The following is a 24,812-nucleotide window of genomic DNA, read 5'->3' on the forward strand; positions in this document are numbered from 1 at the left end:
ATTAAATGATTTTAAACAAATATCAACAATACGGAGAAATCCAAAACAGAGGTTATTCATCAACCGCAAAAGTAACAGATGAAAGTGGAGAAATTTATTTTGCCAAATGGATAAAAGGAATTGAGCAAAACTCGCAACCGAGTAAAATTCTTTACAACAAATTAAGACACTTAAAAAAAGCATTTCATAATTCTTTGCCAAGAATTTTTGAATATGATTGGGATGAAAATCAAAGTGCTTATTGCATCATATTCGAAAACAAAACCGCAACTTCTTTAGAAGAAAGTGTTTCTGAAATTAAACCAACGCATTTTTTAAAAGGAATTGAACAAATTACAAATTGCTTACAGCAATTGCAACAAAAACATAAACTTACTCACGGAGATATAACACCTGCAAATATACTTGTAGATGAAAACTTTGATTTCTACTTAATTGATTTTGGAGTTTCAGATATTTCCGCAACATTAAGCCAATCACAAGAATTAGAGATTTTCGCAAAAGCATTTGCACCACCTGAAAAATGGGATAGAAATATCCCAAAGGGATTCTCTTATCAATCTGATATCTATTCTATAGGTAAAGTTATTGAATGGTATTTTGAAAAGAATGAAATTAATGAATTTGAAGAAATAAAAAAACTAATAGATAAAAGTTGTGAACAATTACCATCTAATAGATTAAACTACACTGCTTTTTTAGAACAATTATCTAAAATAGTAAACGAAATATCGTTTGATAATGTGAATACAGTTTTAATTGATGGTGAATTTAATTCAGAATTAATTGAAGAACTTAACAACAAATATATTGACGAAACAATTGATTTTACACCAAAGTTTGATGTTAGCCCAAAATCAGGAGGAAATATATTAATTGACATAATAACTTATAACTATAATATCCACTGCCTATGGTTGATTTCTGAAAACAAATTACTAATTAGAAACTATGCGCATAAGTCAGGAGATGAAAATAAATATAATAGAGTTTTAAAAAACGGAACAATGTTGGGTTTACCAATAGTTTACACTTCGCAATATAGTTATGGTAAACATTTCAACTTAACACCTTTTTTAAAAAAAATACAAAAAGAAAAACAGCACGAAGGAGATTATAGAAAAGGAAAAAGAAAAATTACTAAAGAGTTAAAGTTTTTTAAAGATTTAATTGACAAAGAATTGGATGTAATTAAAACAAACTCATTGAGACTTAAGTTTGTAAGTTTTGAAAAAAAAGGAAACCATGAAATTTCATTTAAAATTCAAGACAATGAAAAATACAGTAAAAATGGTTTAATCGACTCTCACATTAAAAAGGCAGGGAATTTAGACAAAGAAAATAAAGATCCTATTCAATTTATTATAAGTGATACTGCGGACGAAAAAAAGATGAAAGAGCCATTATTGTTTTCTGGAGTTGCTTATAATTTCAATAGTGGATCACGAGTTTTAAAGTTTAGAGATTGTGAAGGTTTAAATTTTAATAAAATACCGAAAAATGGATACATATTTGAAGATACAAGTAAACAAGAGGTTGAGAAAAGAAGACAAAAAGATGCTATCAGAAAAGTAGAACATAATGAAGTTCAAAATAGAGATTTAATACATTATATTTTTAATCCTCTAGATATTCCAAATAAACCTATAGATAAATATGGCTTAGAGAAAGTTTATCAGACTGATGATAATAATGTTCCACTTGAGTATAGTGCTAATCAACAAACAGCAATACTAAACGCAATACATAGAGAACCTTTAACTGTTATTCAAGGACCACCAGGTACAGGAAAAACAACTGTAATCACAGAAATTGTTTTTCAAATTTTAAATAACAATCCTGATGCTAAAATTTTAATCACTTCTCAAACAAATGATGCAGTTGATAATGTGTTAGAAAACCTGTTAGAAAAAAAAGTTCCAATTGTCCGATTAAGTGGTGTCAGAAAACCAATTAAAAGTTTACAAAAACATACTTTAGACAGAAAAATTGAAGGTTGGAAAAATGAGGTTAAGAAAAAAGCAAAAGCGAATTGGAATTTATATAAGTCTGAAATCAAAAAAAAACTTAAAAACGAAAATTTGATTATTCAACAAATTTTTGAAATACTCTCACTTGATGTAGAATGGAATGTAAAAAAACGAGATATAGAAAAGGCGTTAACATTTTCTAAAACCTTTATAGATTTAGAGCAATCTTTAAATTCTGAAACAGAGTTTATAACATCAATCAATGGTTTGGTAAAAGTAAATTTTAGCGACTATTTTTTAAAACAAAAAATATATACAGATTGGATATATGCAATTAGTTCGTTAGATGAAAATAGCAATCTCAATCAAAAATTAATAGATAGTATTAGAGTAATTGGAGCAACAACTAATCATATTGCGTCAAAAAAATATCAAAAATATGATTTTGAGTTTGACTATGTCATAATGGACGAAAGTGGTAAAGCAACCACAGCAGAAGCTTTAATACCCATTGTTATGGCTGATAAACTAGTCTTAGTTGGCGACCACAGGCAATTAAGACCAATGCTAACTGCAAATCGAGAAGTTGAAAAATGGTTAAGAAAAAAGTTTAAAAATGATACGGATGAATTCGATAGTTGGGATGATTATTTTAATAGACCAAGTTTATTTGAAAATATTATAGAAATTATTGGGGACGACTTTAAAAGTCAGTTAGAAGAATGTAGAAGATGTTCAAAAGACCAAGTTTTACTTACTTCAAAATGCTTTTACGAGCCTTTTGAAGAAAAGATAGAACCAGTTGAAAGAAACACAGACAAAGAACATAATCTTGATTTAAAAATTGATAGTTCAATTGTCTTTCTTGATATTGGTAATTCATACAAAAGTGAAGTTGACAGAAATGGTTCCTCTAGAAATAAATTAAGTGCTGAATTAATTCCAGAACTTCTAAATGGTTTAGATAAATTTAATAAAGTAAAGAATTACACAATTGGTATTCTTTCAGGATATTCAGCACAGAAAAGAGAAATATCAAAAGTTCTTAATCGTAAAGTTGATTATCGTAAACTAAAAAATGTGAAATCTAACAATGTAGTTATAGATGTAGTAGATAAATTTCAAGGTTTAGAAAAAGATATTATCATTTTTGATTTAGTAAGAAGTCAGCAACAAACATTAGGATTTTTATCTAATGCAAATCGTATAAATGTTGCTTTATCAAGGCAAAAAAGACTATTAATTATTGTCGGTAATTTAGACAGTATATTAAGTGTTAAACCACCAAAAAATTTGGAGGATAAAAATCAAAAACCAGCATTACAAAAATATTTAAGTGAATTGAAGAAAGACTGGGTTGTTAAAAACGTTGAACAAATATTTTAATGGACATACAAGAAATACATAAAAAGCTGGATAATCAATGTCCAAGCGATTATAGAATAAACGAAATTATACCATTTGCTTATCCTTACAGACGAGTTCGTATAAACGCAACCGTAAATAAATCGCCTGAAAAGTCAATACAGCAAGTGTATTCAGTTTTTTTAAGAACAATAAAAGCAGGTTACAACAAAGAAGAACAAATAATTAAGTTTTTAGGACTTAATAAAGAGGACTTCATATTAAGAGAGTTATACTTTCTACGTGAAAGAGGTTTTGTGAATTTTGCTTCGGGCGTTTGGTCAGTAACCGAACAAGGAGAAGAATTTGTAAAAGATAATAGTATTTTAAAAATTCTAGAAGAGGAAGAGTTCGAATTTTTAATTGATGGAATATCAAATGAAGTTCTAAATAAAGATTTCAAAACACATCAAATAAAACAGGACGTTAAAAAATTACCATCTGAAATAACATATCCTAATAGAACCCCTGAATTATTAAAAGATAGGAGTGTACAGCTTTCTGATATTTATAAAAATAAGAATGAAGGGGCAGCCTATTTAGTAGATTATGACAAGTCAAATATTAATTTTGATAGTGAAAATAAAGAATTCTGTATGTACTATTTTATTGAGTATATTCCAATAAAGGAAAAAGAAAATGAGTTAGAACCATATATGGAAATTAGAAATACAGACAAAGATGTTTCTAAACAAAAAAGGCTAACTGGAATTTTAAAAAATAGACATCAGGAGTTAATCGATCTATTATCGGATTCTGAAAGAACTAGTTTTTCAAAAATTCAAGAAGAAAATTTAGAAAGTTTTCATTCAGGCTTTACAGAGAAAAAGGACACAGAAGTTCAAACATTATCCGTTTGGGAAACGCAAGAAAAATTTGCTGAAGCATTAAAAACAGTTAAATCTAAAATACTGATAGAAAGCCCTTGGATAAAGCGTGCAACTTTGAAATATATTGAAGCCTTTGAACAAGCATTGAAACGGAATGTGAATGTGATTGTACTATACGGCATTGAAGAAAAAGATGAACATCATAGAAAAGCTGAAAAGGAAATGGAGCGATTGACTAGCCTGTATGTAAACTTTCATTTAATACATTTGCCTACTCATTTTGATAAAATAGGTAATTCTAAAATGACAGGAACTCACAAAAAACTAATTATTAAGGACAACGATTACTATATAAACGGAAGTTTTAATTTCCTCTCATTCAATAAAGAACAAGGTCAAAAAATAGCAAACGAAGAAAGCACATTAATTCCTCAAAATGTGGAAATGAAATGGGAAAATACCCTGAAAGAATATGAAATTAACCTTAACTTGAAATAATCAAATTTAGATGAGATTAATATAAGTAATAAATGCGTATATTAAATTCGATTTATTTTCTTTAAGGGTGTAATTACAAGTTTTTTATGCCCTTTTATTTTTTAAAAATTTTAAAACAGCCTCCTCAAAAACATCTAGTGGAATACGATGTTCCATATTTGGGAGAATAGTTAGCTTGTAAAGCTGCTTTTGTGATAAGGTGTTGCCTAAAAAAGACAGCGTGCCTTTTGGGTCTATAACAGTATCTTTTGCACCTAGCACCATAGAAATAGTACTTCCATTATTAGAAGGCGTATTTGGTAGTTGTTGCACAACAGATCTAGAGGCTAGGGCAGGATTAAAAAGTAGTGCTGGTATTTGCATCAGTTTACTAAGGTGAAACCCAGTAAATCCACCCATGCTGCTACCTATAACAACATCAATACTTTTGTTTGCATATGAGTCGTAAAGCCATGAAATAGCATTCGAGTTATTCTGATAATCAATAGAAGGCGCAATAACAGTTCCATAAGCCTCAAGTATGTTGCGCTTTTCTGGTTTTAAACTACCATTTAATCCGTGTAGATATAAGATATTCATTGTGTTTTAACTTAAAATCAAATATACTATAAGAAAACCTAGGAATGTAGTGTATTTAAAAAAAAACAGACTCAAACAAAAGTCTTCACAGTTATATAACTATACCCTAACATCCAACAACCCTACACCAATTTGGCTATTCAAAGTATAAACCTCATTGTCAATGACTTCATAATAGCGTATACCAAGAACAACAAGACCAATATATGTTGGAGCAACAACAACCTCAGGAATCAATTCAAAAGAGATGGAGTCAGAGTCAATAGCAAAAAATTGTGTGGGCGAAACCTCTAATGAAGAGGTCAAACCTTCAAAGTCAAAATCCATAACGCCAAGACTAATTCCAATGTGAGTAGCGGGTTTAGGAGACTTAAAACCGCTAATCTTTAAATCAGAAAGAGATAACTTTTGTGAGGCCCAATCAAAATGACAATATTTTGTAAAAGCTTCAAGCAACTTGTGATGAGGAGTAAATGCAAACTGTCGCAAAAGGGTCCTCCCTTTTGCAGTTTGTAGCCCAATACCAACACGTCGAAACCCACGTTCCGAAACCAAATCAAGAGCTTTTACTGTGATCAGTAAAGACATCATTCTACCATGCAAAGTACTATCCTTATACCCATGTAAAAAAGGCATTAAAGCTAATCGTAAACACTTTTTCACTTGACTACAATGCCCAAACTCACTAGCGTTTTCGCGTACGCGCTGCATATTGGGTTGTGTACGTATAGCTTTACTATTAAAACCACCACCTGCCTTTCTAGCATAGCCAACACCTTTAATGAAGTAATAATTAATACCGTCTAGTGTACCACTAATTTTCAATATGCCTTTTTGTCGTGCCATAATGCGTCTAAGGTAGTGAAAATTAGCGAGTTAATCAATAGGTATAGCGTGTATATAGCGTATTAACTCTAGGTGATATTCAGGTTTTATTCGGGTTTTCCTTGCATTAACCTTAATACAAACCCAGGTCACCACCAATACCAAACCATCTTTTATGCCTAATCTACTACAACTTCCAGTGATTTAGTATAAAATAAGCAGTAAAGTATAGCATGTTAATACATTAGAAATAGAAGAGACACTATTGCAACAAAATCTATTAACACACCTGTCTTAGGATAGTATAGGGACTTTCTATTAATAGGAAAAAATAAAATTAAAATGAGCTCAAAGAAGCTTGAATCGTAATTTTTTAGAGCGGGTAATACTGAGGGCATTTGTAGAGCTTACTTCTTAAAAACAACTATAAAAACAAAAGCCACAACTAGTATACACGTTGTGGCTTTCGACTTTAAAAGACAAAAGAAGTCTTATTTTTTTATAAACTGAAGCGCTGTCCCATTCTCAAATGTTATAAAATACAATCCATTTACGAATCCTCGAACATCAATTTGATCTTCACTGGTAATACTACCTTTTTCAATTTCTGCACCTAATGCATTATAAATAGTATAAGAAAGCTTCGATTCTATATTCATAATTTGAATAAAATCACTTGACGGATTTGGGTAAAGAGAGAGTGTCTCATTAAAAACTTCAGAGTCATTTAAAGATAATGTAGAATCAACTTTAAAAATAACAATATCTTTAGGGAAACTACCAGGATAACTCTGTATTGTAGTTTTATTAGAACCATCTAAATTATAACGATCCAGTAAATCTCCATTTGTTGAAAGTAGATACATATGGTTGTTTTCAACATCTAACTCAATATCAACATATAAAAGCGAAGCACCTGCAGTAAAGGTCGTTAATACAGTTTTTGAGTTCCCTAATAGATCTGTTGTAAAAATTTCTCCAGCGGTAAAATCTCTACTAATGTGGTAAATTAAATTATTAGCGAGGTCTGTAGTAAAGTCACTAGGGTATTGTGTGCCACCTGTATAGCTATATATAAGAGTACTATTACTACCATCTAAATTGTATCGTGTTAAATGATCTCCATTAACATCTAAAAGATACATATGATTATTATTGACATCCAACTCTAGTTCGTCCAATAAATTAGTAGCTGATGGTGTATATGTTATAAGAGAGTTTTTGTTGTTGCCCACTAAATTTGTTGAGAATACTTCACCATTTACAGTATGATAAATTATACCATTTGTGGTATCTAATTCCATATCTCTTGGTATTGTTGAGTAGGAGTAAATAAGTGTAGAGTTGTTACCATCTAAATCATATCGCATTAAGTTTCTGCCATTAAAGTCAAGCACATATATATGGCTGTTGGCAACATCTAATTCAACATCATGCGCTAAAGAAGAAGAGCTAGCTGTGTAAGAAACTAATGAGTTTTTTGAAGTACCATCTAAGTGAGTAGTAAATATACCTTCTCCAGAATCAACATGGTATATTAAATCGGTTTGGGCATTAACAGTGTTGGCATAGAATAAATAAAAAAATAGGGCAAGAGATAAGTAGGTTTGTTTCATTTGATTTGATAATTTGGTTTAATGTTAACTAAAACGTGTTAAGTTTAAGCGGTATCGTTTTGAGTCGCAATGTAGTAAAAATCTTATTTTTAAGCTATACAGTATTTATAGTTTTTGATTAAATACTTTAGTATTAAAATCGTGCCCTTTTCATATAAAAAATAAAGTGCATTAAAGTTTAAGCAGATTAATTCATAAATAATACACATAAAAAAACGGTTTAGTGTGAACTAAACCGTTGATTTGTTTTGATTTAACATTTTGTAGCGAGATCGAGATTTGAACTCGAGACCTCCGGGTTATGAATCCGACGCTCTAACCAACTGAGCTACCTCGCCATTTGCTCTAATGCGGCTGCAAATATAAAAACAAAATTAATGTCAACAAACATAATACACTTAAAATATTTTTTAAAAATTAGTTTTTAAACTAAACAATTAATGTATATATTGAGCACTATAATTAAATTTACCTATGGACGAAAAGATTAAGTTTGAAATGGAATTCCCTATTCACGCGTCTCCACAGTTGTTATATCAATATATTTCAACGCCTTCAGGATTATCTGAATGGTTTGCTGATAATGTAAATTCTAGAGGAGAAATATATACCTTTATTTGGGATGGTAGTGAGGAGAAAGCAAAAATGTTAAGTAAAAAAAGTGGCGAGCGTATAAAATTTAGATGGATGAGTGACGATGAAGATGGAGCATCATATTTTTTTGAAATTAAAATTCAAGTAGATGAAATAACTAAAGACGTGTCTTTAATTGTGACAGATTTTACTGAAGAAGATGAAATTGACGAAGCCAAAATGCTTTGGGATAATCAAATTTCAGATTTAAAACAAGTTTTAGGTTCTGCTTAGACAAACACTTTTATAATTGATATATTTGTCCCGATTTTTAATCGGGATTTTTTTATGGTTAATTTAAACGGAACTATTTTAGACCAAAACGAAGTAAATATAACACTAGAAAATAGAGGTTATAAGTATGGAGACGCACTTTTTGAAACATTAAAAGTGGTGCACTCCAAAATATTTTTTTGGGAAGATCACTATTTTAGACTTATGGCTTCTATGCGTATTCTGCGTATGGAAATTCCTATGGAGTTTACAATGGAATTTTTAGAGCAGGAAATTATCAAAACAATTTCAGTGAATGGTTTAGCAAAGTCTGCTGCTCGCGTTAGATTAAACATTGATAGAGGAGAAGGAGGTAAGTATACACCAATTACTAAAAAAATAAATTACAGTATTGTAGTTGATGAACTAGAAAACGAGTTTTACACTATAGATACAAAACCTTATACTGTCGATTTGTTTAAAGACTACTATATGTCTCCTGGTTTACTAAATACTATAAAAACAAATAATAAAATTATTAATGTTTTAGGAAGCATTTATGCTCAAGAAAACAGTTTTGAAAACTGCTTACTGCTTAATACCAATAAAAATGTAGTTGAAGCACTTAATGGAAACTTGTTTTTAGTAAAAGGAAAAACCATTAAAACACCACCACTAGAAGATGGTTGCTTAAAAGGAATAATGCGAAAACAACTTATTGAGATAATTACAAAACTAGAAGATTACGAGCTTTTAGAAGCATCAATTTCTCCTTTTGAGCTTCAAAAAGCAGATGAGCTGTTTACAACAAACGTAATCACAGGAATACAGCCTATAACCAATTATAGAAAGAAAAGTTTCACAGCTGATGTAGCTACTTTACTGGTTGAAAAATTAAATATTAAGGTAAGACTATCTTAGTTGTAACTAGGGTTTTCAGGTGCATTGGACCAAATAGAATAGTCACCACCTAACTCTAGCATTTTTTCTTTCCAAAAGAAATTATCGTAGCTTTTTTCAATAATACCATTTTTATACATGTTCATTGAAACTACCCAAGAGTTAGATTGTAACTCCATATCTAGTTGGTTAGGTTCCCAACCAGAGTAACCTAAAAAGAATTTAATATCAGAGGGTTTAAGCTTGTTATTATTAATAAGGTCTAGAACAACTTCAAAATCTCCTCCCCAATATATTCCTAAAGAAATCTCAATACTGTCTGGTATTAAGTCGGGAACTTTATGGATAAAGTATAAGTTGTCTTGTTCTACTGGTCCACCATTGTAAATCTTAAAATTGGCGTCAGTGTCTGTTATTAAGTCTTTTAGTTTGTATTGCAGTGGCTTGTTTAAAATAAAACCAATAGAGCCTTCATCTCCATGATCAGCAAGTAAAATTATTGATCTGTTAAACGACATGTCACCAATAATAGAAGGTTCGGCAATGAGTAAGTATCCTTTTTCGGGCTTTAAAGTAATCATAGGCAAATGATTTTGTATTAAAACTAAAACATATTTTAATAAAAACCAACATTTTGACTAGGAAACTCTATAAAACAAAAAAGCCCACTTTTAGGGAGTGGGCTTTTTTTAAAGAAATTAAAATACTAGTTGATAGCATTATTTAAATCTGAACCAGCTTTAAATTTTACTACGTTTTTAGCTTTTATTTTTATTGTTTGTCCTGTTTGAGGGTTTCTTCCTTCTCTAGCAGATCTTTTAGAAACTGACCAAGAACCAAATCCTACTAAAGAAACTCTGTTACCTTTTTGTAAAGATCCTTCGATATCAATTAATAATGAATCTAATGCTTTTTTTGCAGCAGCTTTAGTAATTCCAGCGTTTTCTGCCATTCCATTGATTAAATCTGTTTTGTTCATAAATTTAAATTTTTAATTATTAAAATAATAGTTGGGTTAAACGTTATTGTTAATCCTCGTACAAATTTATACGGAATATCCATTCACGCAAGTAATAGCAAGGGAAATGCAAATTTTTGTTAATAACTTTGAGAATTTGTTAATAAAGAAGGTGCTTTTTATCGATGTTTTTAATATATCAGTAAATATAAGGGTTTACAGCACTTTAGCGTCGTCATTAAATGAATATCCATTTATTAATGATTTTACATCCATTTTTCGCTTTCCTGGAAGCTGAATTTCTTTAATAATAATGTAACCGTCTTTGACTGAAACTTTTAAGCTGTTATGGTCAATTTTTAATGAACCAACAGTATTTGAATGGGCTGTATGCTCCTTTTCAACTTCAAAAATTTTAACACTAACAGTTTCTCCGTTGTTTTCTAAAAAGCTCCAAGCAGAAGGAAACGGATTAAGACCTCGTATTTTGTTATAAATAGCATCTAAAGGCATAGTCCAGTCAATCTTACAATTGTCTTTATTAAGCTTGTAGGCTGTTTTTAGGTTATCATTTTTAGGTTGAATAGTTGTAGTAACTTCATTATTTTCAATCTGCTTAACAGTATCAATAACCAATTCACTACCAATACTCATTAGCTTGTCATGTAATTGACCTACAGTTTCGTTTGGAGAAATAGTTGTTTCTTTTTGAAGAATCATAGCTCCTGTGTCAATCTTTTCATCAATAAAAAAGGTGGTAACACCAGTTTTAGTTTCACCATTAATAATAGCCCAATGTATTGGAGCTGCACCTCTGTAATTAGGAAGTAATGATGCGTGGAGGTTAAACGTTCCATATTTAGGCATGCTCCAAACCACTTCTGGTAGCATTCTAAAAGCAACTACAATTTGAAGATTAGCATCTAGTGCTTTTAACTCATCTAGAAAAGCTTCAGATTTTAAATTTGTAGGTTGCATCACATTAAGGTTTTGTGATTGTGCATATACCTTTACTACCGATTCGTTTAGTTTTCGTCCTCTACCAGCAGGTTTGTCTGGTGCAGTAATTACACCAACAATATTGTAATTGTGTTCAACCAAAGTTTTTAAAGTGGCAACTGCAAAATCTGGAGTTCCCATAAATACTATTCGTAACTTTTCAGTCATAGATTAATTTAATTTATATGTGTTTGTTGGAGTAATGCTTATAATGTTGTGCTCCAACAATAATTTTAAAGTGTGTAATATTTCGGTGTCATCAAACGGAAGCAATTCTATCAATGCTCTTGAGGACAAGTCTTGTTCTTTTAAAGCAACAATAATACCATTTTTAACGGATTTAGTATCTGTTGAATGTTTAGATTTTTCTTTGGATTTGCATACTGAACAAATTCCGCAATTAGTTGATGTTTTCTCGCCAAAATAATTTAACAATACAATGTTTTTACAAACAGAACTAGTATTTGTATAGTGTAAAACAGCTTCAATTTGATCGTGCTTTAGCTGATGTTGTTTTTCAATATTTGCAGCAATCCTATTTATGGTTTTATCATCTTCTCTAGGTTGTAGAAAAGTAAGTTCAGAATCAGTGTTTGAATATTGAAAGTCTACAATTTCATCGGTTTTAAGCTGGCTTAATACTTTAAGAACGTGTTCTTCTGTAGTTGATGCTTTTTTGGCAACTATGGAAACATTAATATTAAGTAAATGTTCAAAAATTCCGCCATAAGTTCTAAGTATAGATTTTATAATTACTGATTGCTTTTCATGAGTTTCAAGATAATTGAACAATGCAGCATTACTTACAATAAATTGTAGCTTGGTTTTATAATTGAATTGTTGCGATAAGCTAATTACACTATTTCTGTCTAATATTTGTAAAGCGTTAAAGGTTAATGAAGATTTAAAGTCATAAGCTTTACAGAAATTGACAAAACTAAACTGGTACTGAGTTTGTTCGCCTTCGCCATAAGAGATTTGAAAGTAATTGCATAGTTTTCTATATACCAGTTTTATAAAGTCTATTGATGGTAATGTTTTTAAAAATTGATTTCTTAAATGTTGTTCATCGGCATTTGTTTTTAATAAAATTGCATAAGCATCATCACCATTTCTTCCTGCTCTACCTGATTCTTGATAATAACTTTCAAGACTCTCTGGTAAATTAAAGTGGATAACATTTTTTACATCGGCTTTGTCTATTCCCATCCCAAAAGCTGTTGTGGCAACCATTATTTCAACCGCATTGTTGGTCCATTGGTACAAACGGTCTTGCTTTTCTTTAGTATTTATACCACCATGAAAAAAAGTACAACTAAACCCCTTTTTTGCTAAAAACTCACTTACTTCAACGGTCGCTTTTCTATTTCTTACATAAACAATCGATGATCCTTTATTGGCTTGTAAAGCTTGCTCAAGTTTATAATACTTGTCTTCGGTTTCAATAATTTGATACGAAATGTTTGGACGACTAAATGAGGCTTTAAATACTTTTGGTGAAATAAAATCCAGTTCGGTTATAATTTCATCAACAACATTTGCTTTTGCAGTAGCTGTAAGTGCAATAATATTAACAGATGGATGTAATTGCCTTAAAATACTTATGTTTTTATAAGCAGGTCTAAAGTCGTTTCCCCATTGCGATATACAATGCGCTTCATCAACAGCAATTAGGTTTACATTCATTTGCTGTATACGATCTTTTACAATTTGTTGTTGCAAACGTTCAGGAGATAAGTATAAAAACTTATAGTTTCCATAAATGCAATTGTCTAAAAGCGTATCTAGTCTGTCATAAGAAATGCCACTTGTTAAAGCCATTGCTTTTATTCCTTTTTGGTTAAGTGCATTAACCTGGTCCTTCATTAAGGCAATTAATGGAGAAATAACAATACAAATACCGTCTTTAATAAGCGCAGGAATTTGAAAACAAATAGATTTTCCTCCACCAGTAGGGAGTAATACAAAAGTATCCTCATTATCTAGTACTGCATTAATGATGTCTTCTTGCAGTGGTCTAAAACTAGTGTGGTTAAAATAATGTTCAAGTATGGTTATAGGATGTTGCATCACTATAAATTTAACAACTCTAGTATAAAGTTAGCCCTTTCTTCAATAGGACCAAAAGGAACATCAATTAAATTGTAGTTGAATCTTTTGTAAGTGTTTAGTAAATGTTTGTGTATTTCTACTGCTTGCTCAAAGTTTTCGTAGCGTTCAGCATCGCTAATAAAAATCTCTTGCCAAGGTGCTAAAACAAAAACATGATTGTAGACAAGGTTTTGAGAAGCCTCAATAAAGGGTTCAGGATACGTGTCACCAATATAGTCCATATATGCTAATATGTCAGGTATACCTCTATCAAGAAAAATAGTATTGGAGCTGTGAGCGTTTGCATCTTCAAACTGCTTAATTCTACCTTTTAAAAGAAGCTCGCTAAATAGTAAAGGTTCAGTTAAAAATAGTTGCTCTACACCATTTTTTCTAGCTTCAAGTGTTACTTGACGCGAAATTTCATCAAAGCAAGTATATCCTCTTTCTTTTAGTTCGTTAATTATAGAAGATTTTCCTGTACCTGGTCCTCCAGTAATAACAATTGTTTTCGTACTCAAATTGGCAAGATTTTAGCTATATAAAGCGTATAATGTGTTTTGGTCGAAAATAATTATTTTTTAACAAAACAAAGGTTTAATTGCATAATATTTTTGAAGCAGCAATTACCTAAAAAATATAACAGAATAAAGTAATGCAAAATGTATTTTTACATTCTTAAATGAAAACTATGGCAGAAGATAAAAGAACAGAGGAATTTTATAACAAATTAAGAGAACAATTATACGATACAGCTAGTTGGCCTTCAGAGTATTTATATAAATTTATAGTAAAATCAGAACTAGCTAAAATAGCTGAAATAGAAGCGCTTTTTGATAATATGGGAGCAGTTATAAATACTATTGAATCTAAAAACGGTAAATATACTAGTGTTTCGATTAATTTATTGATGAGAGATCCTGATGCTGTTATTGCAAAATACAAGGAAGTTACCGAAAAAGTAGAAGGCGTAATTTCATTATAATTTAAGATAGAACTAATTATTTTTTTGTATTTTGCGCTAGTGCATAAACAACTACATGCACAGTAATAAAATACCTATATCTTATTTTGATAAACGATTTAGAATACAATACAGAGCGTGAGCATTTAATCATTCCGGAATATGGAAGGCACTTGCAGAAAATGATTAATTACGCTAAAGAACTTCCAACAAAAGAAGAGCGCAATAAAGTCTCAAAAGCCATTATATCTGTAATGGGAAATTTGCAACCTCATTTAAGAGATGTACCAGATTTTCAACATAAACTTTGGGATCAATTATTTATTATGGCCGATTTTGAGCTAGATGCAGATTCGCCATATCCACAACCATTAAAAGATGAGTTGCAAGCAAGACCAGAGCCTTTAACATACCCACAAAATCATCCTAAATATCGTTTTTATGGAAACAATATAAAGACGATGATTGACGTTGCTAATACATGGGAAGAAGGAGAGCTAAAAGACGCTTTAATCTATACCATTGCAAACCACATGAAAAAATGCTTCTTAAACTGGAACAAAGATACAGTTGAAGACGATGTGATTTTTGATCATTTATTTGAACTTTCAGGTGGTAAAATAAACCTTAAGAATAGTGATGAAGACCTTTCGGACTCAACAAGTTTAATGAGAGGTAAAAAGAAGTATTCTAAAAAACAAGGACACAAAAAAAGTAATTCTAATCGTAACAGAAAACGCTACTAACATTTCATGGGTACATTTGTAATTGAAGGAGGTCACCAATTAAAAGGAAAAATACAACCTCAAGGCGCAAAAAACGAAGCACTTCAAATTTTATGCGCAGTTTTACTAACTCCAGAGCAAGTAACTATTAATAACATACCAGATATAGTTGATGTCAATAAACTTATCGCATTATTAAAAAAACTAGGTGTAAAAATCAACAAAATAGGTTCTGGGTCTTACACGTTTAAAGCAGATGAGGTTAACTTAAAATATCTTGAATCTGCCGAGTTTAAAGAAGATGGTAGAGGTTTAAGAGGGTCAATTATGATTGTTGGTCCGCTTTTAGCACGTTTTGGAAAAGGATATATTCCTAAACCTGGAGGTGATAAAATTGGTAGACGTAGACTAGATACCCATTTTGAAGGTTTTATAAACTTAGGTGCAAAATTTAGATACAATCGCGAAGACTATTTCTATGGTGTTGAAGCCGAAAAACTAAAAGGTACTTATATGCTTTTAGATGAAGCTTCAGTAACAGGAACAGCAAATATTGTTATGGCTGCAGTTTTAGCCGAAGGGACTACTACAATTTACAATGCAGCATGTGAGCCTTATTTACAACAGCTTTGTAAAATGCTCAATAGAATGGGAGCAAAGATAACTGGAGTAGGTTCTAATATGTTAACTATTGAAGGTGTTGATAGCTTAGGAGGAACTGAACATAGAATGCTTCCTGATATGATTGAAATAGGAAGCTGGATTGGACTTGCTGCAATGACAAAAAGTGAGTTGACCATTACTAATGTAAGTTGGGATGACCTTGGACAAATACCTAATGTGTTTAGAAAACTAGGTATTACTGTTGAAAAACAAGGTGATGATATTCATATACCAGCGCATACTGATGGTTACGAAATACAAAGTTACATTGATGGTTCAATACTTACTGTAGCTGATGCGCCATGGCCTGGGTTTACACCAGATTTATTAAGTATTGTTTTGGTAGTGGCTACACAAGCTAGAGGTAGTGTATTAGTACACCAAAAAATGTTTGAAAGTCGACTGTTTTTTGTGGACAAATTGATTGATATGGGAGCGAAAATTATACTATGTGATCCACATAGAGCAACTGTTATTGGACATGATTTTAAATCTACATTAAAAGCAACGACTATGACATCGCCAGATATTAGAGCAGGAGTGTCGTTATTAATCGCAGCTTTATCAGCTAAAGGAACATCTACAATTCATAATATTGAACAAATTGATAGAGGTTATGAAAATATTGATGAACGCTTAAGAGCAATTGGTGCAAAAATTACTAGAGTAGAAGGTAACTAAACCTAAAATATAAGTATAAAAAAGGCTTCGAAATTTCGAAGCCTTTTTTTGTATGTGTCTATACAAGGTTATTCTTTTACAACCTTATAAACAAGTTTTTTACTATCAGTTTTAAGATGTACAAAGTATACACCACTATCATAACTAGATAAATTTATAGTAGCTTCATTGTTAAAAAACATGCTATTGTTTTTTATCATTTTCCCTGAAATATCAAAGATTGAATAAGAGGCATTAGTAATATCTTTTAAGCCTTCAATAGTTACATTGTCTTTTGTTGGGTTAGGATAAATTTTAATATCAGTATTAGTAAATTGATTGTCTCCAAGTGTTGCACCTTCAATAATTAATATAGATTCATTAATGTTAGGATTAAATAATTCATCAACAATACCAGAAGGCCACTTAACAACTATCTTAGTGATTGCAGTTTGTGTTCCTAAACCAAAATGTGTCATTAGTGAGTTCATGGTTCCGTAGCTTTCACCCGAACGTACTTCTCTAATTTGAATACCAGTAGCGGTATGTAATTCTATTCTTGCTCCAATACCATTAATATTACTTGGACCTCCTTGTAAACGTATTTCACTCCAATTATTAGAGTTTCCATTGTTGTAGAATAAAATGTCTGGGTCGTTTGTTGGGCTGTTATAGCCTATAGCAAAACCAGCTACAACATCAATAAAACCATCGTTATTGAGGTCTCCAACAGCAGCACTTTGTATATTGTCATTGCCTAAACCAAAAGGTGATGGCATTTTTGAAAAAGTAAGGTCGCCATTGTTTTTAAATAGTGCATGAGAAGCATATCTACTAGTGATAAAAAGATCAATAAAAGTGTCATTGTCAAAATCTTCCATAATAACCTGAATTCCTCCACTACCTAAATCGTTCAACTCTGTAGCAATCCCAGAAGTTGCAGTTATATCTGTAAACGTACCGTTACCATTATTTACGTATATAATACTGCTAACATCATGGTTTATTAACACGCAGTCTAAATCGCCATCGTTGTCTATGTCCTCAAAATTAGCTGACCATGATTGTGCATAAGGCACTAAACCAGCTGCGACACCAACTTCGGTAAAGTTACCGCTGCCATCATTTTGAAATAATAGGTTGACACGTCTACCATCGTTTGGGTTACTTACTCCAAGTCTACACTTTGAGATATAAAGGTCTTGGTCGCCATCATTATCATAGTCAACCCAAATAGAACCATAATTACCTGAATTATCAGAAGGAATCGTAGAAACAGCATTTATTAAACCAGCATTATCTTGTGTCATATTGCCATTGCCATCATTATTGTACGCAGATGAAACACCTTCATCATGACAAGCAAAAATATCAATTGTACCATTGTTATCAATATCAATAAAATTAAGGTTTTGAATGAAAATATTTGAACCACTTAATGAATTTGAAGTGTAATTTGTTCCAGTTGAATTTGCAATTAATAGCTTTTTGCCATTGTAAGCTCCTCCTGTGAAAATATCGTTATAGCCATTTTCATCAACATCGGCAATACAAAGTCCCCATTCATTACCAGTACCAGCTAAATTTCCATAATTTAACCATGTGAAAACGCCATTCGTATTTTGATATTCTATTTGAAGATATCTAGCATCATCCAGTCTAATGATGTCATCTAAACCGTCTCCATTCATATCGCAAACTCCTATGGCTACTCCACTTGTTAAATTAGGGTTTACCAAATTTGAAGTTGCATTAGTAAATGTTACTTGTGCGAAATAAATAGAAGGAAAAAGTAGTATACTACTTAAAAGTAATTTTTTTATCATGATGAGATTTTTTTGTGATTAAATATAGTGTTTTTATTATATAATTGTCTAATTGTTAGTTAATTTGTTATTTAAAAGTTTGTAGAATGTTTAGTCTTTTTTTGTGGTCAAGATGGTTGATTTATGCTTTAATTTAAGGTTTTATTAACATCTAGAGGGCTTTCTAATTTGTAATTTTAATTTTTTAAAAGCGATACATTAATTCTAATCAAAATCTAATCAAAAATGAAAAACTATTACTACTCACTTTGGCAATTGCGTTTACATTTAGCGTGAATGCTCAAATTGAAACACCACAATCTAGTCCTGCTAGTAAGCTTGAACAAAGGGTTGGTTTAACTGATGTTACTCTAGAGTATTCTCGTCCAGGAGTAAAAGGAAGAGCTATTTTTGGAGATTTAGTACCTTATGATAAACTTTGGAGAGCAGGAGCTAATAAAAATACAATGGTGACATTTAGTGATGATGTTACTATTGATGGACAAACACTTAAGGCTGGTTCTTATGCGATTTTTGTTAAGCCTATGAAAGGTTCTTGGGAAGTATTTTTCTACACTGATACAAATAACTGGGGAAATCCTCAAAATTGGGATGATGCTAAAGTAGCAGCTAAAACTACTGTTAAAACTTACGAAGTACCATTTAATGTTGAAACGTATACAATTGATGTTAATCAAATATCAAATAGTGGTGCTGCATTAGAGTTTATTTGGGAAAAAACTTATGCTGCTGTACCGTTTACTGTACCAACAGATACAAAAGTAACCTCTTCTATTGACAGAGTAATGAATGGACCGAGTGCTAATGATTATTATGCAGCTGCTGTTTATTATTTAGAAGAAGGTAAAGATATTAATAAAGCTAAAGAGTGGATAGACAAATCAATGTCTTTGACAGAAACTCCTAGATTTTGGCAATTAAGAAAAAAGTCGTTAATCTATGCTGCTGCAGGCGATAAAAAAGGGGCTATTGAAGCAGCAAAAAAATCTTTAGCTGCAGCCAAAGAAGCAGGAAATGATGATTATGTGAAAATGAATACAGATTCATTAAAAGAATGGGGAGCAATGTAATTGTAAACCAATAATAATACTAAAAAAGCGCAACAATTGTTGCGCTTTTTTTTATTCATAATGTAAACCTATTTTTTGTCTTACAGTATCTAACATTGTAATTAGAGTTTTACTAAATTCAAACGACATAACATCGCTTTCTGTTTTTCCATCTCTAAGTAATTGGTTAAAGTGTATGGTTTCAAAATTATAACCGTTGGTAGTATATCCAAAATCGAAATGTTCTTCTTTGCCTTCATTAGGAATTAAACTCACTGTCGAAGGCTCTTGAAAACGACTGTTTATTTTTACAATTCCGTTTTCGTAATAAAATATAGCTTCAGTAGGTGTTTTTTCTAAAAGTGTACTTTTTAAATGTGCTTTTACAGAATTGTTATAGTCAAAAGTTATTGTACAAGACGAATCTACACCATTTTCAAAAAAAGTAGCATTCGTTTCTAAGGTATTTGGTTGACCTAAAGTAGACAATGCTGCAAAAATAGGATAGATACCAATGTCTAAAAGACTTCCTCCTCCTAAAGACTTTTTAAACACACGAGAGTTCATGTCAACTGTTGGTTTAAAACCAAAATCAGCTTCTAATTTTGTGATGTTTCCAAAGGTTTTATTTTCAAGGTGTTGAAGAGCAAATTTATAATGTGGTAAAAAATACGTCCATAGGGCTTCCATGAGCAGTACATTGTTTTCTTTTGCTACTGTAATCATGTCTTCAACCTCATTTTTATCCATAGCAAAAGGCTTTTCGCATAACACCGCTTTTTTATTTTTTAGACATAATATGGCGTTTTCTTTATGGAGCGCATGAGGAGTAGCAATATAAACAGCGTCAATATTTGGGTCTTTAGCTAAATCTTCATAACTGTTGTACGCTTTTTCGGCATTATAAGTTTTAGCAAATTCGTTAGCTTTTTCTTGGCTTCGGGAAGCTACAGCATATAATTGACAATTGTCAATTGTTAAAATATCTTGGGCAAATTTATTGGCTATTTTTCCAAGACCAATAATTCCCCAGCGTATGGTTTTAGTTTGTTGTGACATGTGTTTTTTGATTCAATTGAATACCTAATGCTAATACAATAACAATAAGACAACCTACAAAATTTAACCATAAATACGGTAGATTGATAAGGCTAAAATGGTTTAAAAAAAACAGAGCAATAACAATAACTTGAGTTAATAATGCAGCAATAAAAACCGCGTTTCCTTTAACGTGTTTAAAGAAAAAAGCAAGTAAGAAAATACCAAGCACATTTCCGTAGAAAATAGAACCAATGATGTTTACCAACTGAATGAGATTTTCTGCAAGATTAGCAACACAAGCTACACCTATTGCCATTAATCCCCAAGCTAGAGTAAACCATTTTGAGGCTTTTACCATTTCAGCTTCAGATTTTTCACTTACATTTCGTTTGTATAAATCTATAGTTGTTGTAGATGCTAATGCGTTGAGCTCACTAGAAGTACTAGACATTGCAGCACTTAAAATTACAGCAAGCAACAACCCAATAAGACCACGAGGAAGGTTCTTCAAGATAAAAGAAATAAACATGTAGTCTTTATCATTACTTTCAATTTTTAGGTTTTTGGCTTCAGCAGCTTTGTCAATTAAAACTCTTGCTTCAGCTCTTAGTTTATCATTTTCAGTATTGAAGTTTGCAATTGTAGATTTTGAAATGGACTTTCCTGTAGTGTTAAACGAATTAATAGCTTCCTTTTTAACATGAAAAAGTTCTTGTTGCTGTGTTTGAAGTTGCTTGTAGTCTTCAGCGTATTCTGAATTTAAAACGGTTTCAGTTGCTAAAGGGTTAAAATTTAAAGGTGATTCATTAAACTGATAAAACACAAACACCATAACGCCAACCAATAGAATAAAGAACTGCATAGGGACTTTTAACAAGCCGTTAAAAATGAGTCCTAATTGCATTTCTTTAACCGATTTTCCAGAAAGATAACGCTGTACTTGACTTTGATCGGTTCCAAAATAGGAGAGCATCAAAAACGTACCACCAATAATTCCACTCCAAAAGGTATAACGGTTATTAAGATCGAATGAAAAATCTAAAACATCCATTTTGCCACTAGCTCCTGCAATTTCTATGGCATTGCTAAAGGTGATATCTTCTGGTAGCTTATTGATGATTAAAATAAAAGCGACAATCATTCCTGAGAAAATAACCAGCATTTGGTGTTTTTGAGTTACGTTTACTGCTTTTGTACCGCCTGTAACTGTATAGATGATTACCAATACACCAATAATAATGTTGAGTAAAAGCAGATTCCAACCTAATACAACTGATAAGATTATAGCAGGTGCAAAAATGGTTATTCCTGCAGCTAAACCTCTTTGTATTAAAAAGAGTATTGCTGTTAGAGTTCTTGTTTTTAAATCAAATCTGTTTTCTAAAAACTCGTAAGCTGTATATACTTTAAGTCGATGGTATAATGGAATAAACACCATGCATATAATAACCATAGCAATAGGAAGTCCAAAATAAAATTGAACAAAGCCCATGCCATCATTAAACGCTTGACCAGGAGTTGATAAAAACGTAATAGCACTCGCTTGTGTTGCCATTACTGAGAGTCCAATAGTCCACCAATGTGCAGTATTGCCACCTTTTATGTAATCTTCAACATTTTTACTACCACGAGTTTGCCAAGTACCATATAAAACAATAGTAAAAAGGGTTAATGAAAGTACAATCCAGTCTATTGTTTGCATAATTAGTAAGCTTGTGTAATTAAGTAGAAAAACAAAATGTACAAGGCATTAGCTACCAAAATTAAGGTGTACATTTTTTGCCATTTGTAGTTGTCTTGTTTCATTAGTTTTTTAAACTTTCTTCGGTTGAAATATCTTCTTTCCCAATAGAAAGCATATTGGCAAATAAACGGTAAGCACCAGAAACTCCAGCAGGAAACTCTCTAAAAAAGCTTAATCCTGTATAAATGTAATACCCTTTACCATGCTTTGCTACGAGTAAGCTACCTTCTTTAGCAGTTTCTCCTTTGTCGTGCATTGAAAGCAAAGGCGTAAACTCATTAGCCCATTCATTAGGAAAATAAAGCCCACGCTCTTGAGTCCAACCTTCAAAATCTTTTGTAGTGATTTTATTAGGGTAATTAAGAAGTGGATGTTCAGGGCTTAAGAACGTAACTTCAGCAAACTCATCAGTAACACGATCTCTAAACAATTGTAATTTGTAAGGTGCTAAGTTATTGGTTTTTAATCCTCTGCTGGTATTGTATTGTACAATCATGTTGCCACCATTAGCCACATAATCAAACAGTTCTTGTTGTTTATATTTTAAGTTTTCAACTGTGTTGTAAGCTCTAATACCAACTACAACAGCATCAAACCTGCTTAAGGTTTCTGTGTTAATGTCTTCAGGTTTTAGTATCACTACATTATAACCTATTTGTTGTAAACTTTCAGGAACTACATCACCTGCACCTTCAATGTAAGCGATGTTTTCACCTCTCTTTTTAATGTCTAATCTTACAATTTTACTTTCACTAGGAAGTAATACAGTTTGAAACGGAATATGGTCGTAATCGATCTCAATAAGCTCTCTCGTAAACACTTGGTCACCAACATGAACCATTGGCGTAATTAGTCCTTCGCTTTGGTTTTTAGGAGGTACAACAGTAAATACTAATGTTTGCTCCTGACCACTATTTGCAATTGATACTTTTTGTTTTTCAGGATAAATGTTCCAATCTTGTGGATGCGCAATTTGCACATAACCTTCAAGATTATCTTTTCCTGATTTTACCACAACCTCAATGTCTTTTTGCTGATCGTTTTCAAAAATGATAACCTTTTCAGATACTTTAGCAGAGGCTTCAGGAATAACTTCAAAAGGTTTATAAACTTCACCTTTTACAGGGTCGTTGGTTTTGTAAACTATAGGTCTTGTAAATTCTATAGGTATTTGGTTGATTTCTAATTTAAAAGTTACTGTATATTCTCTAGGTGTTTCAGGATGCCCAATTAACGCTTTGTCTTCAACTTTGTACATGCCCAAAGTACCTTTTTTTGTTAGCCAATATGGTGTAGTTGGTAGTTGACGCGAAGAAATGAGAATAGTATCTTTAAGGTTTTCTTCAATATTATCTTTTAAAGGAAAGCGTTTATAAAGGCGTTTTTTTCTTCCGCTATCTTTTAGTTGTAAGCCAGTAAACATAATGTTTGCGTCACTTCTGTTGATCATTTCAATAGAAAGTGGCACTTTAGAATTTGCTGTTGCGTGGTTAGAATTAGCAACAACTTCAAGAAACAAACCAGCGCAATTAGCGATAATATTTTTGATTTCTTCAGATTTTATAGTTTTCCAATGCTCATTTTCTAAATCCTGAATTAAGGTATAGGCTTCAACAAGCTTTGGAATGGATGACGAAGGATTTGAAAAATCGTAGTCTTTTTCAACTTGATAAAGAATGTCTCCAATGGCTTTTCCGCCTTTAATACGATTCCATGAAGTGTCAATACCATCAAAAATATTGGTTTTGTCAGTTGGTAACGAACCATTGATTAGTTCGATATATTCCATTTGTTCGCCTCTACTACCAGAACTTCCAAAACCTTGTGATTTGTGCTGACTTCTACTAAGCGCTGCAATCTCAGGATTACTCAATCCGTTTAACGGAAAATACACTCCAGTATCAATGGATAATAAATTGGTTTTATCGGCTTTTTCAAAAGCGTCTTGACTACCATAAAACCACCAACTAGTATTAAAAAATTGACGTTTTGGTTGCCATGGACTAACTGTTTTTAATTGCTCAGGATAAACTGAAGCGTTGTTTGCTAAATCAAAGGCTTCAACACTAAGCATTGCAGAACTAGTGTGGTGACCATGTGTGCTACCAGGACTTCTATGGTCAAAACGGTTAATGATAACGTCTGGTTGAAATTGGCGTATAGCAAGTACAACATCGCTCAACACTTCGTCTTTGTTCCAAATTTCAAGAGTTTCATCAGGATGTTTTGAGTAACCAAAATCGTTAGCTCTGGTGAAACGTTGTTCGCCACCATCAATGCGACGAGCAGTTAAAAGTTCTTGTGTTCTAATAACTCCAAGAAGTTCGCGTATTTCGGGTCCAATTAAGTTTTGACCACCATCGCCACGTGTTAAAGATAGATAAGCAGTACGTGCTTTTAAGTGGTTGGACATATAAGAAATTAAACGTGTGTTTTCATCGTCAGGATGCGCAGCAACGTAGAGTACCGAACCTAAAAAATTAAGTTTTTGTATGGATTCGTATATTTCTGAACTATTAGGTTTTTTAGGTTGTTGAGCAAACGTTGAGTAAGAAGAAATTGCAATTGCTAAAAAAGAGAACAGTAGTTTTTTATGCATGGTTTTTTGGTTTGTGGGCAATAAA

At 31.8% G+C, this 24,812-nt stretch carries 20 protein-coding genes and 1 tRNA gene; 8 read left to right on the top strand and 13 right to left on the bottom strand.

The window, feature by feature from the left end:
* The first annotated feature begins 5 nt into the window (after positions 1-5).
* Together A8975_RS08860 and A8975_RS08865 are read left to right on the top strand one after the other, a co-directional pair.
* Entirely contained in the window at positions 6-3,356 is a 3,351-nt protein-coding gene (locus A8975_RS08860; RefSeq protein ID WP_131508542.1) for an AAA domain-containing protein, read from the top strand.
* Positions 3,356-4,702 (top strand): hypothetical protein, encoded by a 1,347-nt coding sequence (locus A8975_RS08865; RefSeq protein WP_134199901.1) that lies wholly within the window; start codon positions 3,356-3,358, stop codon positions 4,700-4,702. The genes A8975_RS08860 and A8975_RS08865 overlap by 1 nt, the downstream gene beginning before the upstream one ends.
* Positions 4,703-4,786: 84 nt before the next feature.
* Here the strand turns inward: A8975_RS08865 and A8975_RS08870 are convergent, their stop codons facing one another.
* The 4 genes from A8975_RS08870 to A8975_RS08885 all read right to left on the bottom strand — a co-directional run bounded on the left by A8975_RS08870 (position 4,787) and on the right by A8975_RS08885 (position 8,060).
* Positions 4,787-5,281, bottom strand: a complete 495-nt coding sequence (locus A8975_RS08870; protein ID WP_131508545.1) for a YqiA/YcfP family alpha/beta fold hydrolase — start codon at positions 5,279-5,281, stop codon at positions 4,787-4,789.
* Between the two features lie 99 nt (positions 5,282-5,380).
* Positions 5,381-6,127, bottom strand: coding sequence for a hypothetical protein (locus tag A8975_RS08875; protein ID WP_134199903.1), 747 nt, complete (start codon positions 6,125-6,127; stop codon positions 5,381-5,383).
* 470 nt (positions 6,128-6,597) lie between these two features.
* The gene (locus A8975_RS08880; protein ID WP_129761706.1) at positions 6,598-7,722 is read right to left on the bottom strand and encodes a T9SS type A sorting domain-containing protein; all 1,125 of its coding nucleotides are present in this window, start codon (positions 7,720-7,722) and stop codon (positions 6,598-6,600) included.
* 264 nt (positions 7,723-7,986) lie between these two features.
* Positions 7,987-8,060: transfer RNA gene (locus tag A8975_RS08885), tRNA-Met, on the bottom strand.
* 136 nt (positions 8,061-8,196) lie between these two features.
* Between A8975_RS08885 and A8975_RS08890 the strand changes: the two genes are divergently transcribed.
* On the top strand, positions 8,197-8,589 hold the full coding sequence (locus A8975_RS08890) for an START-like domain-containing protein (protein ID WP_129761682.1): 393 nt from the start codon (positions 8,197-8,199) through the stop codon (positions 8,587-8,589).
* A gap of 54 nt (positions 8,590-8,643) precedes the next feature.
* A complete protein-coding gene (locus A8975_RS08895; protein WP_134199905.1) occupies positions 8,644-9,489 on the top strand; it encodes an aminotransferase class IV in 846 nt (281 codons plus the stop codon).
* On the opposite strand, the gene A8975_RS08900 is transcribed toward A8975_RS08895, so the two are convergent.
* From A8975_RS08900 to A8975_RS08920, 5 genes are all read right to left on the bottom strand, one after another.
* Positions 9,486-10,049 carry a YqgE/AlgH family protein gene (locus A8975_RS08900; protein WP_129761680.1) on the bottom strand — a complete coding sequence of 188 codons (564 nt, stop codon included), beginning with the start codon at positions 10,047-10,049 and terminating at the stop codon, positions 9,486-9,488. The two genes, A8975_RS08895 and A8975_RS08900, sit on opposite strands and share 4 nt — an antisense overlap.
* A gap of 125 nt (positions 10,050-10,174) precedes the next feature.
* Positions 10,175-10,447, bottom strand: a complete 273-nt coding sequence (locus A8975_RS08905; protein WP_129761679.1) for an HU family DNA-binding protein — start codon at positions 10,445-10,447, stop codon at positions 10,175-10,177.
* A 195-nt stretch (positions 10,448-10,642) separates the two neighbouring features.
* Positions 10,643-11,593, bottom strand: a complete 951-nt coding sequence (gene fmt, locus A8975_RS08910; RefSeq protein WP_134199907.1) for a methionyl-tRNA formyltransferase — start codon at positions 11,591-11,593, stop codon at positions 10,643-10,645.
* A 3-nt stretch (positions 11,594-11,596) separates the two neighbouring features.
* Positions 11,597-13,495, bottom strand: a complete 1,899-nt coding sequence (locus A8975_RS08915) for an ATP-dependent DNA helicase RecQ (RefSeq protein WP_134199909.1) — start codon at positions 13,493-13,495, stop codon at positions 11,597-11,599.
* A gap of 2 nt (positions 13,496-13,497) precedes the next feature.
* The gene (locus A8975_RS08920; protein ID WP_134199911.1) at positions 13,498-14,037 is read right to left on the bottom strand and encodes an AAA family ATPase; all 540 of its coding nucleotides are present in this window, start codon (positions 14,035-14,037) and stop codon (positions 13,498-13,500) included.
* A 170-nt stretch (positions 14,038-14,207) separates the two neighbouring features.
* Between A8975_RS08920 and A8975_RS08925 the strand changes: the two genes are divergently transcribed.
* The 3 genes from A8975_RS08925 to murA all read left to right on the top strand — a co-directional run bounded on the left by A8975_RS08925 (position 14,208) and on the right by murA (position 16,549).
* Positions 14,208-14,501, top strand: a complete 294-nt coding sequence (locus A8975_RS08925; RefSeq protein ID WP_134199913.1) for a DUF493 family protein — start codon at positions 14,208-14,210, stop codon at positions 14,499-14,501.
* Positions 14,502-14,587: 86 nt separating this feature from the next.
* Positions 14,588-15,226 (top strand): DUF4290 domain-containing protein, encoded by a 639-nt coding sequence (locus A8975_RS08930; RefSeq protein ID WP_134199915.1) that lies wholly within the window; start codon positions 14,588-14,590, stop codon positions 15,224-15,226.
* 6 nt (positions 15,227-15,232) lie between these two features.
* On the top strand, positions 15,233-16,549 hold the full coding sequence (gene murA, locus A8975_RS08935) for a UDP-N-acetylglucosamine 1-carboxyvinyltransferase (protein WP_129761673.1): 1,317 nt from the start codon (positions 15,233-15,235) through the stop codon (positions 16,547-16,549).
* Positions 16,550-16,617: 68 nt separating this feature from the next.
* On the opposite strand, the gene A8975_RS08940 is transcribed toward murA, so the two are convergent.
* Positions 16,618-18,354 carry an FG-GAP-like repeat-containing protein gene (locus tag A8975_RS08940; RefSeq protein ID WP_134199917.1) on the bottom strand — a complete coding sequence of 579 codons (1,737 nt, stop codon included), beginning with the start codon at positions 18,352-18,354 and terminating at the stop codon, positions 16,618-16,620.
* 248 nt (positions 18,355-18,602) lie between these two features.
* Between A8975_RS08940 and A8975_RS08945 the strand changes: the two genes are divergently transcribed.
* A complete protein-coding gene (locus A8975_RS08945) occupies positions 18,603-19,424 on the top strand; it encodes a DUF2911 domain-containing protein (protein ID WP_243832964.1) in 822 nt (273 codons plus the stop codon).
* 51 nt (positions 19,425-19,475) lie between these two features.
* On the opposite strand, the gene A8975_RS08950 is transcribed toward A8975_RS08945, so the two are convergent.
* The 3 genes from A8975_RS08950 to A8975_RS08960 form a co-directional block, all read right to left on the bottom strand.
* Complete coding sequence (locus A8975_RS08950) at positions 19,476-20,462, bottom strand: Gfo/Idh/MocA family protein (protein WP_134199921.1); 987 nt, start codon at positions 20,460-20,462, stop codon at positions 19,476-19,478.
* Complete coding sequence (locus A8975_RS08955; RefSeq protein ID WP_134199923.1) at positions 20,446-22,146, bottom strand: sodium:solute symporter; 1,701 nt, start codon at positions 22,144-22,146, stop codon at positions 20,446-20,448. Before A8975_RS08955 ends, A8975_RS08950 begins: the two co-directional genes overlap by 17 nt.
* Before the next feature lie 103 nt (positions 22,147-22,249).
* On the bottom strand, positions 22,250-24,787 hold the full coding sequence (locus A8975_RS08960) for a PIG-L family deacetylase (protein WP_134199925.1): 2,538 nt from the start codon (positions 24,785-24,787) through the stop codon (positions 22,250-22,252).
* Positions 24,788-24,812: the final 25 nt, after the last annotated feature.

This window comes from Meridianimaribacter flavus, from assembly GCF_004366715.1.
GTDB classification, from domain to species: Bacteria; Bacteroidota; Bacteroidia; order Flavobacteriales; family Flavobacteriaceae; genus Gaetbulibacter_B; species Gaetbulibacter_B jejuensis.